Origin of the sequence: Vibrio sp. GLN_1, assembly GCF_043106015.1 — a bacterium.
Taxonomy (GTDB): domain Bacteria; phylum Pseudomonadota; class Gammaproteobacteria; order Enterobacterales; family Vibrionaceae; genus Vibrio; species Vibrio parahaemolyticus.
This window is the reverse complement of sequence record NZ_JBICMD010000014.1, coordinates 385,062-400,741: the sequence shown is the minus strand read 5'-3', so window position 1 is coordinate 400,741 and position 15,680 is coordinate 385,062. Positions and strand designations below refer to the sequence as shown.

The 15,680-nt window shown below is 46.2% G+C and carries 12 protein-coding genes; 5 read left to right on the top strand and 7 right to left on the bottom strand.

Features of this window, described 5'->3' with window-relative positions:
* The first annotated feature begins 73 nt into the window (after positions 1–73).
* Complete coding sequence (locus tag ACF8OV_RS06700) at positions 74–640, top strand: DNA-3-methyladenine glycosylase I (RefSeq protein ID WP_203502813.1); 567 nt, start codon at positions 74–76, stop codon at positions 638–640.
* A 33-nt stretch (positions 641–673) separates the two neighbouring features.
* Here ACF8OV_RS06700 and ACF8OV_RS06695 read toward each other — a convergent pair whose 3' ends face one another.
* The 4 genes from ACF8OV_RS06695 to cls all read right to left on the bottom strand — a co-directional run bounded on the left by ACF8OV_RS06695 (position 674) and on the right by cls (position 5,606).
* A complete protein-coding gene (locus ACF8OV_RS06695) occupies positions 674–1,525 on the bottom strand; it encodes a lipase secretion chaperone (protein ID WP_203502811.1) in 852 nt (283 codons plus the stop codon).
* Between the two features lie 12 nt (positions 1,526–1,537).
* Positions 1,538–2,467 (bottom strand): triacylglycerol lipase, encoded by a 930-nt coding sequence (locus tag ACF8OV_RS06690; protein WP_005495671.1) that lies wholly within the window; start codon positions 2,465–2,467, stop codon positions 1,538–1,540.
* A gap of 222 nt (positions 2,468–2,689) precedes the next feature.
* Positions 2,690–3,898, bottom strand: coding sequence for a cystathionine beta-lyase (locus tag ACF8OV_RS06685; RefSeq protein WP_031821709.1), 1,209 nt, complete (start codon positions 3,896–3,898; stop codon positions 2,690–2,692).
* A gap of 253 nt (positions 3,899–4,151) precedes the next feature.
* Positions 4,152–5,606, bottom strand: coding sequence for a cardiolipin synthase (gene cls / locus ACF8OV_RS06680; protein WP_005462347.1), 1,455 nt, complete (start codon positions 5,604–5,606; stop codon positions 4,152–4,154).
* Positions 5,607–5,977: 371 nt separating this feature from the next.
* Here cls and ACF8OV_RS06675 point away from each other — a divergent pair, with 371 nt between their 5' ends.
* From ACF8OV_RS06675 to ACF8OV_RS06660, 4 genes are all read left to right on the top strand, one after another.
* Positions 5,978–7,408, top strand: a complete 1,431-nt coding sequence (locus ACF8OV_RS06675) for a sodium-dependent transporter (RefSeq protein WP_138937433.1) — start codon at positions 5,978–5,980, stop codon at positions 7,406–7,408.
* A 242-nt stretch (positions 7,409–7,650) separates the two neighbouring features.
* Entirely contained in the window at positions 7,651–9,264 is a 1,614-nt protein-coding gene (locus tag ACF8OV_RS06670) for a methyl-accepting chemotaxis protein (protein ID WP_317676143.1), read from the top strand.
* Between the two features lie 49 nt (positions 9,265–9,313).
* Positions 9,314–10,006 (top strand): TIGR01621 family pseudouridine synthase, encoded by a 693-nt coding sequence (locus ACF8OV_RS06665; protein WP_023623986.1) that lies wholly within the window; start codon positions 9,314–9,316, stop codon positions 10,004–10,006.
* Between the two features lie 31 nt (positions 10,007–10,037).
* Positions 10,038–10,970 (top strand): class I SAM-dependent methyltransferase, encoded by a 933-nt coding sequence (locus tag ACF8OV_RS06660; RefSeq protein WP_024702720.1) that lies wholly within the window; start codon positions 10,038–10,040, stop codon positions 10,968–10,970.
* Positions 10,971–11,060: 90 nt separating this feature from the next.
* Here the strand turns inward: ACF8OV_RS06660 and ACF8OV_RS06655 are convergent, their stop codons facing one another.
* From ACF8OV_RS06655 to norR, 3 genes are all read right to left on the bottom strand, one after another.
* Complete coding sequence (locus tag ACF8OV_RS06655) at positions 11,061–12,116, bottom strand: hybrid-cluster NAD(P)-dependent oxidoreductase (RefSeq protein ID WP_203502809.1); 1,056 nt, start codon at positions 12,114–12,116, stop codon at positions 11,061–11,063.
* Positions 12,117–12,197: 81 nt separating this feature from the next.
* Positions 12,198–13,859 carry a hydroxylamine reductase gene (gene hcp / locus ACF8OV_RS06650; RefSeq protein WP_025499867.1) on the bottom strand — a complete coding sequence of 554 codons (1,662 nt, stop codon included), beginning with the start codon at positions 13,857–13,859 and terminating at the stop codon, positions 12,198–12,200.
* A 174-nt stretch (positions 13,860–14,033) separates the two neighbouring features.
* Positions 14,034–15,563: a nitric oxide reductase transcriptional regulator NorR gene (norR, locus tag ACF8OV_RS06645; RefSeq protein WP_193258649.1), complete on the bottom strand. Its 1,530-nt coding sequence runs from the start codon at positions 15,561–15,563 to the stop codon at positions 14,034–14,036.
* Positions 15,564–15,680 lie beyond the last annotated feature (117 nt).

Here is a 15,680-nt window from a genome sequence, read left to right as displayed (position 1 = left end):
TAATGTAAAGTAACGATGTAAAGTTCAGCGCCTCTAGCTGGTGAGTTAGAGGCGCTTTTTATAAGGACGAAAAATGACAGAACACAAAACGTGCGCGTGGGCGATGAACCACCCTCTAGAGCGCGAATATCACGATGCAGAGTGGGGCGTTCCGGTTTATGACGACAAAGTGTTGTTCGAATTTATTACGTTGGAAGGTGCGCAAGCAGGATTGAGTTGGATTACGATTCTGAAAAAACGTGAAGGATACCGAGAAGCGTTTGAAAACTATGATTTGGACGCGTTGGAACAGAGAAATGAAGAGCGTGCCGAGTTCATCGTCGAAAACTTCGATGTAGTGAAGCATCGCGGCAAAATCAATTCGGTATTTAGCAACGCTAAAGCAGCCAAAGCACTTATTGCTGAATATGGCAGCTTATCAGAGGCGTTGTGGCAGTTTGTCGATGGCAAGCCTGGGGTAAATCAGTGGCATGAAATGAGTGACGTACCTGCTTCGACAGAACAGTCCAAAGCCATGAGCAAGTTTCTCAAAAAGAAAGGCTTTAAGTTTGTCGGTGAAACCATCTGTTATGCCTTTATGCAAGCCGTTGGCATGGTGGATGACCACATCGTTGGATGCCCTAAAAAACAAAACCAGTAACGTTTCGTTTATATAATTGTTCAGTTTATACAGCTAGTTCTGGTTGTCATGAATACGTTCCAAGGCTTCGATACGGCGCCATTGAGTTGTCTCGAAGCTTTGCTTTCTCAAATTAGCAATTTCTAACTGCTTCTGTTCGCGACCCAGAAATTCATCATCAAGAATATCTGCACGTTTTTCTAGGTAATTTGTCAGCTCTGTTTCAAACGTCGCTCGTTGTTCATCCAATTTTTGCAGCCTTTGCGCGCCTTCTTCTCCTACCAACTCGACGCGAGCGAGATACTTATCCTGTGAACTGAGTAATGTGGTTTGGTCGAGTTGCCTCGTTAAGGCATTGTTGCGTTCACTTTGCTGGATGTACTCAGGTTGTTCAGATAACGCTTGGTTGAGTAGTAGTTGCTGAGAATCAGAGTCTTGCTCGTACGTTTTAATCACCAGTTTCTCTATTGCGAGTTGGCGTAGTCGATTTTCTTCATCAAATAGTTGGGAAATTTGTTGATCGTTAAAGTATTCAAGTTGCAAATTTAGAATGGCTTCATTCAGCCGTTGCAATTGGCTTAATGACAACGTCGTATCTTCAAGTGGTTCTAATTTAGAAAGCGCCTGTTTGTACGCGAGATAGGTTTGAAACAACTCAACATCAATGCCTAGTGAGTTTTGCTGCGAGATACTTTCTTCAATATTTTCTTGGATTTCTTCAAGGCTATGTTCTCCCAAGCTGCTCAATGAGAACTCAAAAAAGTCTTTCTGAGAGGAGAGGTCGATAGTAGTGTCATGTTGCGATTGAGCCTTCTTGGATTGTGGTGAGTCCGATACGTAGAGGGAAGCCGCTCCCACACCGAGAAGCGAAAGAATGGGCACAGCGATAAGAGCGACTTTCTTCATGGGGAATTCCTGTTACAGACCTTGCAGTTTCAAACGATTCGCATGCTGGCGATACAGCGTGACGGGGTCGGTTTCAAAAAGATGGTGGATACCGAGTAAACCGTTAATTTCGTCCAAGTGATTCATTTTGTAATCATCACGAATGACTTTTCCTAAATGAGTGCTGCATGCGCCAACGAGCCCATCGTTTGGCCCATCGAATGCCAAGCCGAGTACCATCATGGCTGCGTCTGTCGGATCGAAAACGTTGGAAAAAGTGGATGATCCGGTCCATGAGTAGTAATACACGCCGTTCGGTGCCAGTAAATCACCGTCGCCACATTCGCTGGTTGGAATACCTTCAGGGTAGTGTTGGTTAAAAGCTAGCGAGCCTTCCGTCGTTAATGCGGCTAACGAAGCCAGTGGATCTTGATCAAGATCTGAACCACCTGAAAGCAGATTGATCAGAGTGGTTAACCCCTGCGCGAGTTTAACGGCTAACTGTTCTGTCCCCGATCCTTCTGGAACAGTGCCGCGTACTAAGTCTGCGACTTTTGAGCCTTTGTTAACTCCGCCGATACTGGTGACAGAAGCCACTAAATCAGGGCGTACAGAGGCTACATAACGCGCTGTTGGGCCACCATGGCTGTGACCAATGAGGTTCACTTTGCTAGCACCTGTGGCGGCGAGTAAGGTTTCGACTTGAGAAAGAAGCTGCTCACCGCGGGCTTCGCTACTGTTTGTCGCAGAAACTTGTGCCACATAAACTGTAGCGCCATCTTTGGTTAATGAGTGAGGGATACCAAAGAAATAATCCACGCCAGCCAGCGAGTCAAAGCCGAATAAACCATGAACCAACACAATGGGGTATTTGGTTTGCGTATAGCCAGTGGCGGTGTTGGCTGAAGCAATCGGCAGGGTAATTAGAGTAAAAAGCAACACTGCTATGAGTTTGAGTTTCAAAGTTATCTCCTTGTGGTATGACCTCTTATGAGTGGTAAAAGGTAGGAGACAAATTGAGAAGATGGGAAGTCTTCATGAAGCACATGTTTTTATTCTGTGATTGCTCAAATGAAAAACAACACAAATGATGAACATTGAAGGAGAGTAAGATGGGAGACGGTAGATATCCCAGTTATTTCATTGGCTTATAAAAAGCCCTGCTGAGCAGGGCGATAACATGAGTTATTTCAGAGAGACTTCTTTTTCAAGCACTAGGGCGTTGTATCGAGCAAATCCGGCTTCTAAATCGGCGATTAAGTCTTCAACATCTTCCAAGCCTACATGAATACGAATCAGAGTGCCTTCAAAGTTCGGATTGGCGACCGTGCGTAAGCTGTTAAAGCTGCGAGGTTCGTTAGCCAAAATCAAACTCTCATAACCCCCCCAAGAGTAACCCATGCTGAAGTGTTTCATGCCATCAAGCAAAGCTGTGGTCGCTTTTGGATACGAGGTTTTCAGCACAAATGAGAACAAGCCATTGCCGCCAGTAAAGTCACGCTCAAAGAACTCATGACCAGGGCAAGTATCTAGGGCAGGGTGACGAACATGATCCACTTCAGGGCGGTTTGCCAACCACTGTGCGACTTTCAAACTGTTTTCAGCATGCTGGCGTAAGCGAACATCCAAAGTGCGAATACCTCGTAGGCCAAGGTAAGCGTCATCAGGAGAAACGCATTGACCCATCAGGTAGCTTTGTTCGCGAAGTTGATCCCAGTATTTCTCAGACGCCACTGCGGTGCCGAGCATGACGTCAGAGTGTCCAACGATGTACTTTGTCGCCGCTTGAATAGAAATGTCCACGCCATGTTCGAAAGGTGAGAAGTTCACGCCTGCGCCCCACGTGTTATCGAGCATCACAATGATATCGTGCTCGTGAGCGATGCGCGCCATAGTTGGAACGTCTTGAACTTCCATCGTGATTGACCCCGGCGATTCAAGAAACAGTATTTTGGTGTTTGGTTGAATCAAATCACGAATGTTTTCGCCGATCATCGGATCGTAGTAAGTGGTTTCTACGCCCATCTTTTTCATGATCACGTTGCAGAAATCACGTGTTGGTTCGTAACACGTATCAACCATCAAAATATGGTCGCCAGCTTCGACGAAAGAAAGGATCGCGTTAGAAATGGCTGCCGTTCCACAAGGGTAAAGAGCACAACCTGCGCCGCCTTCGATCTCGACCATTGCATCTTGAAAAGCAAAGTGAGTGTTAGTACCACGACGTCCGTAAAACAGCGTTTTGTTCGCGCGGTTTATTGCGGCTTGGTTTTTCTCTGCAACAGTATTAAACACGACAGTAGAAGCGCGTTGTACTGGTGGGTTTACCACACCGTTGGTCCACTTCTTATCGCGGCCTGCGGTAATGAGTTTGGTCTTTTTGCCCTCTGACATAAATATTCCCTGTCTTAAATATTACAATTTGGATTATTTAAAACATGGACGACATAGGGTTTGCAAGGGAAAAGTCACATATCGACCAATAACCGTTTGGACTGAACGTTTAGAGCGCCGTGTGGTAGCGATGATTACATGAGATGTACTTGGGAAAGCACAGAATAGTCGATGCGAAAAGTAAGACGCAGATAAAATAAACCTCCAGCATGGACTTTCATTACTGGAGGTTTGAACTGAAATGGTCACTGATTTAGAGCAATGGGTTGAAGAGGTAGAACACACGCTCAAGGAAACGAGAATAAAGGCTACGTTTTTCCCACTCGTCCAAAACGACAGGATGAGATTGCTTGATATAGCCATCTTGCAACCATGACAATTGCTTGGTGAATTCTTCATCGTCGACAGCCAGAGTGACTTCAAAGTTTAGCCACAGGCTGCGCATGTCCATATTCACCGTACCAACCAAACAGAACTGGTCGTCGATAACGACCGATTTGGTGTGCAGCAAGCCACCATAGAACTCGTAAATTTTCACGCCAGCGGCCAAAAGCTCGCTGTAGAAAGCGCGCGATGCCCACTGAACCATAAGTGAGTCATTTTTGTGCGGTATGATCAGCTCAACATCAATACCGCGCTGCGCTGTCATTTTTAACGTCTCAAGCAAGTCGGTATTAGGTACAAAATACGGTGTTGTGATTCGTACCGAACGATTGGCTTGGTTAATTGCCAAAGTAAGCACTTGATAAATCAAATACTCTGGCATGCCGGGGCCAGATGGAACCACCTGAATCGGATGTTGGTATTTGCTGTTGTCAATTTTGCACTCCGGCAACTTCGGCAGATAACGTTCGCCCGTTTCTACTTCCCAGTCCCAGCAGTGAATCGCACTTAACACGTTTACGGTTGGCCCTGTAACTCGCACCATGATATCGATCCAACGCCCAACGCCGCTGCTCTGTTTAAAGTATGCAGGATCGACAAGGTTCATTGACCCTGTATAGGCGATTTCATCATCAATGACGATGATTTTACGGTGCTGGCGAAGATCAAGACGACGTAAGAACATACGCCACATCTTCACTTCGAGCGCCTGAATAACCTCGATACCCGAATCTTTCATCATTTTGTACCAAGGACTTCTGAAGAAGCGTGGGCTACCCGCAGAGTCCAATAGCAGCTTCACATCCACACCACGTTTAGATGCTTGGATAAGAGCGGATGCTACCGAATCGGCCAAGCCGCCGGGGTGCCAAATGTAGAACACCATTCGAATGCTCGTTTTGGCATTCTCGATGTCTTCGATGATGGAGTGCAGAATTTCATCAGGAGATTGTTGCAACGACAGAGTATTCCCGCTCAGAGCAGGCAGCCCAAGACGGTTGTTACACAGTTCATCGATGCGGTAGATATGGCGACCCATGGTTTCAGGCATGTGCGCGTGGCAATCATTGAGTTGACTAAACCACTTGGCAAAAGGGGTAAACATCTCTTTTGCTCGTTCAGCTCGTTTTCTGCCTAAGTTCAGCTCACCAAATAGGAAATAGCACGCGACGCCAAGCACTGGAAGGATATAGATGATCATTAGCCAAGCTAAAGACACGCTCACCGCACGACGCTTCAAAACAACGCGTAAAGTAACACCAGCAACTAAGAACCAATACAGTCCAATGCCAGTAAGAGTAAGAAAATGATAGAACTTGTCCATATACGCTCAAAGTAATATGCCCATCTAGGATATTAAGCATAAAAGTGGGTTGGGGGAACAGATTTCCCAATGAGAAGTGGGATTGACCCTACATGAGGAACAAATTTCATAACAGGTGATTCTGTTATTTTAATGTGAAAAATAAGGCTATTCTTTAACTTTTGAACAAAAAAGCAGCATTTAACGTGCGTAATACTACACTTGTGCGATAAATGTACTTTTTGGGGTTCCAATTCTAATGGGGAACTGCTTTACTTGCTATACATAGAGCGTCGAACAAACTTCTTATAAGTGTATATAAATATTTACACAAACATTTTAGACGCCTATCTCTATGCATACACAACACAACAAATCTTTGGAGAATAAGCGTGGCTACAACTAATACAGCAGCACCACGTGATACGTGGGGGTCTAAATTAGGCTTCGTAATGGCAGCAGCGGGTTCCGCTGTTGGTTTGGGTAACATCTGGAAGTTCCCGTACACAGCAGGTGAGAGTGGCGGCGGTGCGTTCGTTGCGATCTACCTTTTCTTTGTTATTTTTATCGGCTTTAGCGTCATGCTTACTGAGTTCGCTATTGGTCGTAAGACAGGTCTATCAGCAGTAGGCGCATTTAAATCCACTGACCGACGCTGGACGTTCACCGGCGTAATTGGTGTATTTAGCGGGCTACTTATCATGGGTTTTTACCCTGTCGTAGGTGGTTGGGCGTTAGCTTACATTTTTAAAGTCGGTGGTGGTCTACTAAGCACGCCGGAGGCAATCGGTGACAGCTTTGGTGGTTTCATTTCTGATCCGTTACAACCGCTGTTCTGGATGGGTGTGTACCTTTTCCTTAACGTACTGATCGTAATGAAAGGTATTTCTGGCGGTATCGAAAAAGCGGGTAAAGTTCTTATGCCGCTGCTGTTCATCATCTTGATCATCGTATCGGTGAAAGGTTTGATGCTTCCAGGTGCGATGGCAGGTCTTGAGTTCTTGTTCATGCCAGACTTCTCTAAAGTAGACAGTAACGTGGTACTTGCAGCATTAGGTCAGGCGTTCTTCTCATTGAGTCTTGGTATGGGTTGTATGATGACTTATGGCTCTTACTTGAAGAAGAAAGAAAACCTCGTTCAAACAACAGGCATGGTTACGGCAATGGATACCGGCGTAGCGATCCTTGCTGGTGTCGCGATGTTCCCTGCAATGTTTGCTTTTGGCATGGAGCCAGCAGCCGGCCCAGGTCTGGTGTTCGTCGTTGTTCCTCAATTGTTCGCGGAAATGGGCGGTGTGATTGGTTTGCTACTTGCGCTTCTGTTCTTCATCGGATTAACGGTCGCGGCGCTTACCTCTTCGGTTTCATTGTTAGAAGTAGTGGTTTCTTACCTTATCGATGAGAAAGGCATGAAACGTTCTAACGCAGTAGTTTCAGCAAGTGTCGTGATGGCATCACTTTGTGTCTTTGCATCGCTTTCGCTAGGCGGTATGGGACCAACGCTATTTGGTACCGGCGCATTCGATATCTTCGACCTATTGACAGACAAAATCTTCCTAGCGGTTGGGGGTATGTTGGTATGTATCTTTGCTGGCTGGCGCTTAAACCGTGCAGAGCTTGAAAAAGAAATCACGAATGCTGGCGAAGTATCATTCCCACTATTTGGCTTATGGTACAACCTCGTTAAATACGTCATTCCGGTAGCGATTGCTATTGTTGCCTTCATGGGCATTAAGTCTGGCTTCGATAGCGGCAAAGGCGAAATCATGGTTTTAGGTATCGCGATTATTGGTTTTGCAGGATTACTTTCGAAGAAACTGTAAACAGCTTAAAAAGATAAAGAAAAGCGGGGGCTTAGTAAGGCTCCCGCTTTTTTTGTGTCTGTAGGATAAGACTGACATTTTTAGATTAATTGTGTCTTTTTATAAAACTTTAATTGCAATGTGATGCTTGTCACATAAAATGCGCAACCACTGCAAAGGGGTGTCTATCGTCCCGAAATAATTCATGTGCAGATTGATACAGCAATGTCTGCACAGAACATAATTTATAAGGAACCTTGTCAGTGAAAATGTCAGTTCGTAAAAAGTTATATGCGAGCTTTGGTGCCATTTTGGCAACAATGTTGGTGATGATCGCGATTATTACGTTTGAAGTGATTAATTCACATAAAGTGGCACAAGAAGTCAGAACAGACGACGTCCCAGAGACCATTGGATACATGGCTTTGATCGATGAAGCTGGGGATATTTATCGAGATGCTGTCGGTATGATCATCAATACCAGTGGTGCACAACGTGAATATCAATCGAACAAGAAAGAGTTTGCCTCTGCGTTGGCTGATGTAAAACGTCTTGAAACCGCTGGTGGAGAAGACTATCGCAATATCGAAAAAATTGAGCAGCTTATGGCGAATTTTACGTTGAGCTTTGAGAGCCAAATTCAGCCGAATATTGGGCATCGCAGTTTAGAAGAAAACGTTGAGCAAGTCCGTCAGTTGTACGAGGTGAATCTAGCCCCAATTGAAGACATGCTCAATACGGCGACGGCAGAAGGCCGCCAAAGCACACATGATGCGCTTCTCCAATTGACCGATTCATTCAACGATATCGAGAACACCATTTACGCGCTAGGTACGCTTGCGGCGATCGCAACAGTGTTCATTGCATACTTGTTGTCTAATTCAATCACAGGGCGTTTGACCGCGCTGGATACTTTGGCACAACGTGTGGCGGAAGGCGATTTGACAGCTTCTCCTATCAAAGACGAATCGGGTGATGAGCTTTCTAACTTAGCGACCTCTTTAAACAAAATGCAGGCATCTCTAACGGGGTTGATTGGCTCTATTTCCGTCGTGTCTGAAGAAGTTAAGTCGGTCACGAGTGAGCTGTCTGTTGTTAGCCAAGACATTGTTTCTGGTGCGAGTAGCCAAGCCGACAAAGCGAACCTCATCGCAACGGCAGCAGAAGAGCTGAGTTTGACCATTTCACAAGTGGCGGAACAAGGTGCGTCTACGTTTGAAGAAGCTCGTAAATCAGAAGCCACAGCTGAGCAAGGCCGTACCGTAATTGTTGAAATGGTAGAGAGCATTCAACAGGTATCGAAGCAAATGGCGGACATGTCGGTTCAGATGAATCACCTTGGTGCTCATGGCGAGAAAATTGGCGCAGTGATTAAAGTGATTGAAGACATCGCAGAGCAAACTAACTTACTTGCGTTAAACGCGGCAATTGAAGCTGCACGTGCGGGTGAGTTTGGTCGCGGGTTTGCGGTTGTGGCTGATGAAGTCCGTGCACTTGCCGAGCGTACGACGAAAGCAACACAAGAGGTAGGCGAGATTATCCAAGCGATTCAAGTTGGCACGCAAGAAGCCGTGACTTACACCGAAGATGGTTGCCGTTTGGTGGAAATTGGTGTAAGCCAAAGCTCGGGAGCGGTGGAATCATTGGAAGAAATCGTTGCTGGTGCAGGGCACGTGCAAAGCATGGTGAACTCTATTGCGACCGCAGCCGAAGAGCAAACTGCGGTGACAAAAGAAATTGCCGCAGATATTACGTCGATCAGCGATATTTCGGTTCGCTCACTGCAACTAGCGAATGACAGCTCACAAAGCGTAGAAGGTTTGAACCGCAAGGTACAAGAGTTGGAAACGTTAGTGGGTAAGTTTAAGCTCGCCTAATCAATCAGAATCGGTATACTTCTGGCTCCAAACGTGGAGCCAGTTTTTTATGTTCGATATTCTACATACCCATCCCGATTTTCTGATCATCAATAAGCATCCCAACGTCTCTGTTCATAAAGACGATGGCGACACAATGCTGTTGCAAGAAGTGGCTAAGCAGAGTGGTGATGAGCAGCTCTATCTTATCCATCGCTTGGATAAAATGACATCGGGTATTCTGCTCCTCGGACGCAACGCCAAAGCGGCCAGTGCGTTATCACAAGCCTTCGCTGACCGCCAAGTGGAAAAGTTCTATCTGGCGATTGGCTCTAAAAAGCCGAAAAAGAAACAAGGTTTGGTCGTTGGTGATATGGAGCGTTCGCGCCGTTCATCATGGAAGCTGGTCAACAGCAAAAACAACCCAGCCGTCACCCAGTTTTTCTCTCTTACGGCAGAGCCCGGAGAGCGCCTATTTTTATGTAAGCCACACACTGGTAAAACGCATCAAATCCGCGTGGCATTAAAATCGGTTGGCTCAGGTATTGTTGGCGACCCGATTTACAATGCAGGCAATGAGGCTGATCGCGGTTACCTGCATGCATTTTCACTTTGCTTCCAATACCGAGATGAGCAATATCGCTTTGTTTGCGATCCACGAGAATACCAAGTGCTGGGTAACAAATGGCACAGTGAAATCGTCTCTCAGGGTTTGGATACTTGGCTTTCCCCTTGGGAACTGAACTGGCCTACGATCAAATAACCGTCACAAAGAAAACTAATAAGAGAACTCGATGCAAGCATCACAACTTCCGCTGTTCTTTCAGCATCTAGAAACCGAGCTCGCGCAAGCTCCTAACGAAATTCGTCGACTGTTTCATGGTCGTGGCCGTCGTTTTGAGGGCCTAGAGCAAATCACCTGTGATTGGTTACAAGGTCAGTTGATTATCAACTTGTTTAAAGAAGTCGATGACGCGTTTCTCGCTGAGCTGAAAAACGGCCTCAATGCGTTGGCACAATCACAACTGTGGGCAGATAAGCAAGGTCGCACTATGGTTCTTCAGCACCGTTATGCCGATGGTGCGCCTTCAGAAGTGCTTGTCGGTGAATTAGACGCTCGCCCTGTCGTTGAAGAAAGCGGTTTGAAATACCAATTGGATATTGGCCGCAATCAAAACTTCGGTCTGTTTTTGGACATGCGCTACGGTCGTGATTGGGTTCGCGAAAATGCGAAGCATAAAAACGTGCTCAACTTGTTTGCTTACACGTGTGGCTTTTCTGTCGCTGCCATTGCGGGTGGCGCAGATAAAGTGGTTAACGTCGACATGGCAAAAGCATCGCTGTCTAAAGGTCGTGAGAACCACAAGCTAAATGGTCATAACATCAACCAGGTAAGCTTTATGGGGCACGATATCTTTAAATCGTGGGGTAAGATTAAAAAATCTGGTCAGTATGACTTGATTATCATCGATCCGCCTTCATTCCAGAAAGGCAGCTTTGCGCTGACGAAAGATTACAAAAAGATTCTACGTCGGTTGCCAGATTTGTTGGCAGAAGGCGGTCAAGTGATGGCATGTGTGAACTCGCCATCTGTGACAAGCGACTTCTTGATTGAAAGCATGAAAGAAGAAGCGCCAGAGTTGACATTCCGTGAGCGTCTGGATAACCCACCAGAGTTTATGGACGTAGACAGCGAAGCTGCATTGAAAGTGTTGTTATTTAGCTAAAAGACTTTTGTTGCAACAGAAGTAACATCAAAAAAAGCGCCGCGAAACAACTAGACAGACGTATCGCGGCGCTTTTTTGTATTTGGAAAACTAACCTATCTGCACTTCAAGATCCGCTTTGATGGTTGATGAGCAGGCGAGCACATAGCCTTGTTCAATTTCTTCTGGCGTTAATGTTTCTAGGCTGGTGGAAGAGACGCTGCCTTGACGAACCTTGCATTTGCACGAGCCACAAATGCCGCTACGACAAGCGACGATTAATGGTAAACCTACGCCTTCAAGCACATCGGCCAGTACCTGACCTTTTTGCGCATCGATGGTTTGAGCAAAGTCAGGAACAGAAACACGAACAACTTCATCGGAGACCGATGTTTCTGCGCCAGTCGCTGGCGTAAAACTCTCTTGGTAGAAGTTCGTCATGTCAAAACCAAGGTCATTCAAATAGCCGTGAACATCTTGCATGAACTGACTTGGACCACACAGGTAAACGGTGCGTTGCTTGAAATCAGGAACAAGCTCTTTAAGCCAGTCGGCATTCAAACGACCTTGTGGGTGTGACGTTCCTTCGCGGTTTTTCAGCAACAGCTTTAAATGGAAGTTGGGATACACAGCGTCGAACGTTTCTAGCTGATCGTAGTAAATCGTCTCTTCTGGGCTGCGTGCGATATGAAGAAATGCGATGTCCACATCGTTGTCGTTTTCATCTTGATTACTCAGCCAGTGCTTTGCCATCGAAAATACGGGCGTGACGCCGCAACCTGCACTGATAAGCAAGGCTTTTGTTTCGCCATCACGTAACACGGGTGGGTGGTCGATGCAGTTAAATTCGCCCGCTGGTGGTAATGCTTGAACGGTATCACCGAGCAGCAGCGAGTCAATGATGTAGTTCGATACTTTACCGCCAGATACTCGTTTGATGGTGAGTTGAAGGTGATCGTCTTCATTGATCGAGCTGATTGAATAGGCACGAAACTCCATTTTTCCATCAATTTCGACGCCCAAGTTAATAAACTGGCCAGGCTTAAACTGAAACAGAAGTGATTCGGTTAGTTCGGCCAATTTGATGCTGACTGTGTCGTGTGTTTCGAAGTATTTGTCGATGCAACGGAGCGTGACGGGTTGGTTACCTTGCCATTCAAAAAACATAACAATCTCTTTGGTTGTGGCTATTTTTAGTTCGAAATAGAGAGCGCCTCCACGTAAGGAGGCGCGTAACAAGCAGGTTTATTAAGCTGCTAGGATGGCTTTTAGATCATCCTGAACATTGCCAATACTGCGCATATCGAACTTCTCTTGGATGATGGCGATTAGGTTTGGCGTTAGGAATGCCGGTGCAGTAGGGCCTGTGTAAATGCCTTTCACACCCAATGCAAATAGCGTTAGCAAGATAACGATCGCTTTTTGCTCGAACCAAGAAAGTACAAGCGTGAGTGGCAGTTCATTGATGTCACAGTCAAACTCTTTCGCCAGTGCAAGTGCAAGCTGGATTGCAGAGTAAGCATCGTTACATTGGCCCACATCCAATAGGCGAGGGATGCCGTTGATATCACCAAACGTATTCTTGTTGAAGCGGAACTTACCACACGCCAACGTCAGGATGAGCGTATCTTCTGGCGCTTCAGCCGTAAAATCGGTGTAGTAGCTACGTTCCGCTTTATCGCCGTCACAGCCGCCGACTAGGAAGAAGTGTTTGATGTTGCCTTGCTTCACTTGGTCGATAACCGCAGGGGCGGCGTTCATCAGTGCATTGCGACCAAAACCAACCGTGATGTGGTGTTCGATTTCATCGTGTTGGAAACCGTCTTGCGCTAGAGCACATTCAATCACTTGGCTAAAATCATCGCCTTCGATGTGAGCCACACCAGGCCAGCCAACAATACTACGAGTGAATAAACGGTCTGCGTATTGACCCACATTTGGATTCAACAAGCAGTTTGACGTCATTACGATTGCACCAGGGAAGTTGGCGAATTCTTTCTGCTGGTTTTGCCATGCGCTGCCGTAGTTACCGACAAGATGAGAGTATTTCTTCAGCTCAGGGTAGCCGTGTGCAGGCAGCATTTCACCGTTGGTGTAAACGTTAATGCCTTTGCCTTCGGTCTGTTGCAGGATTTTTTCTAGGTCATGCAAATCATGGCCAGAGACAAGGATACATTTGCCTTTTACTGGCTTGACGTTCACCGTTGTTGGTTCTGGATGGCCGAAGGTCGTTGTTTCGCCTTGGTCGAGCATTTCCATCACTTTGTAGTTCATCAGGCCAATGCGCATTGAGCAATCAAGTAGCTCGCCGAGATCTTCAGGATCGGTGCCCAACCACGCCATGATTTCATGGTATTCGGCATAGATATCGTTGTTGGTTTGCTCAAGAACGCGTGCGTGCTCCATGTATGCTGCGGCACCCTTAAGGCCGTATAGGCAAAGTAGGCGTAGGCCAATAACATCTTCATGTACTTGGTCCTTACCACGGTTAACCGCGACTTGAGGAGCAAAAGCTAAGATCGCTTCTGCGCTGTTTGGTAGCTCGAAGTTGGCAACGGCAGGAATGTCAGTAAGGTTGGTGTTTGACAAAGTCGCAGCAGACATTACTTGCTCTTTGAGCAGTGCTTTGTACGTTGCAGCTTGAGAAGTTAACTCCAGGATACGTTCAGGGTCGAAGTTAACGTTCGTCAATGTAGAGAAAAATGCCTTGGGTGCCCATTGGTTGATTTCATCGTTAATGATGTTGAATTCAAGTGCTTTTGATGCCCAAAAAGAAACCCCTTGCAGTGTGTAAACCAACACGTCTTGTAGGTCTGATACTTCAGAAGTTTTGCCACACATGCCTTGTGCAAAAGAACAACCTTTAACAGCAGGGGTTTGAATTGTCTGTTCACATTGAATACAGAACATATTGGGTTCTCCAGTGATTGTTTTAATAGTCGTGATGTTGACCACTAGAGAGCAGAATGCGTGCCAATTATTATCTTGTTGATTTTTAATGGTTTTGTTTGTTTCTGATAGGGCGGGCGATGTAATTAAGACAACATAAACGATGTCTTAATTACATCGGATTCTTGTGGTTGGTTATTTATTGATCCCGAGCTTTTTACCCATTCGATATAAGTTACCGCGATCCATTTGTAAAAACTCTGCCGCTTTTGCCCAAACGCCACCAGTTTGGCTTAAAGCATGTTCAATTAAATCACGTTGATAGCTTTCTATCAGTTCTCGCATTGGTTGGCTTTCTTTAGGCAGATAATGCGATGTGTTTTTTACATCATCGAGAGCCAATGAGGTGTCGAAATGGTTAAGCATGATCGTGCTTGCGCCTTGTTGAATGGCGTGCAAAGCCGCGCGAGTTAACGTATGTTCGATCTCGCGCACGTTTCCGTACCAAGGTAAAGATTCCAATTGAGTCAACACTTTAGGGTGAACGTGCAGATTGGGTGCATTGAATTGTTGGCGTACTTTTTCCAACAAATATCCTGCTAAAACGGGAATATCCCCGTCACGGGCACGCAGTGGGGGGACTTGGATTGGGAACACGTTTAAACGGTGGAAAAGGTCTGCTCGAAACGTGCCAGCTTCGACCTCTTTTTCTAATTGTCGATTGGTCGCGGCGATGATGCGCACATTGACCATCAAATGCTGATCGCTACCTACACGTTGCAGCTCGCCTTGCTGAATTACGCGCAGCAATTTTGCTTGCAAAATCAAAGGCAGTTCGCCCACTTCATCAAGGAAAATCGTTCCACCGTCTGCCAGTTCAAACTTACCGGCACGGTGGCTATTAGCACCTGTAAATGCGCCTTTGACATGGCCAAACAGTTCACTCTCAGCCAGACCTTCAGGCAGGGCCGCACAGTTGACGTAAATCATCGGCTTATCGCTACGATGAGATTGCGCGTGTACCGAGTGCGCGACCAGTTCTTTACCAGTACCGGTCTCTCCTGTGATAAGTACTGCGTAATCTGATTGAGCAACGGTCGCAATGTTGTTTCGTAACTGGTTGATCTGCGGACTCAAACCCACCATTTCGCCATGTTGAGAACGGGCTTGCTGGATAAGGGTTTGAGTGACGCTTTTTTGCTTCTGGTTTTGCGCTTTGAGCGCTTTTAATTGAGCAATGTTACGCAATGTCGCAGCGGTCAAAGCCGCAAAGGTTTCGATAACGACAGGGTCAATGTCATCAAACGCACCCACCGTTAGAGCATCCATAGTTAGTGCGCCAACAAGTTGGCCTTCCACATACAAGCTAAAGCCCATGCAATCGTGAACATCAATGCACTGGTCTTCGGTTAATAGTGTGCCGTCAAAAGGATCAGGCAGTGAACAATCGGCATCGAAACGCACCGGTTCACGGCTATGAATAATGGCATCTAAGCGTGGATGTGCTTTGGGGAAATAGCGACGACCTAAGACCGAGCTGGATAAGCCTTTTACCGCGACAGGAGTCAGAAACCCATCCTCATCGAAGATAAACAGGCAGCTCGCATCACATGGGAATACTTGCGCGACCCCATCAATGAGGTTTTGATATTGCTGCTCGTGAGAGCGATTTGAGCTGAGGTTTAGCGCGATATTAAGGAGTACGTGGTCAACAGTCGGTGTCATAAAAAGCCCAAAGTTATCAGGAATGGGCTCATGCTAGCAATTTGATGTCATTTGAACATCGAAAGGTGTGGGAGATTGATGTTCCATTGACGACGATCAAATTTGATACAAATAGAA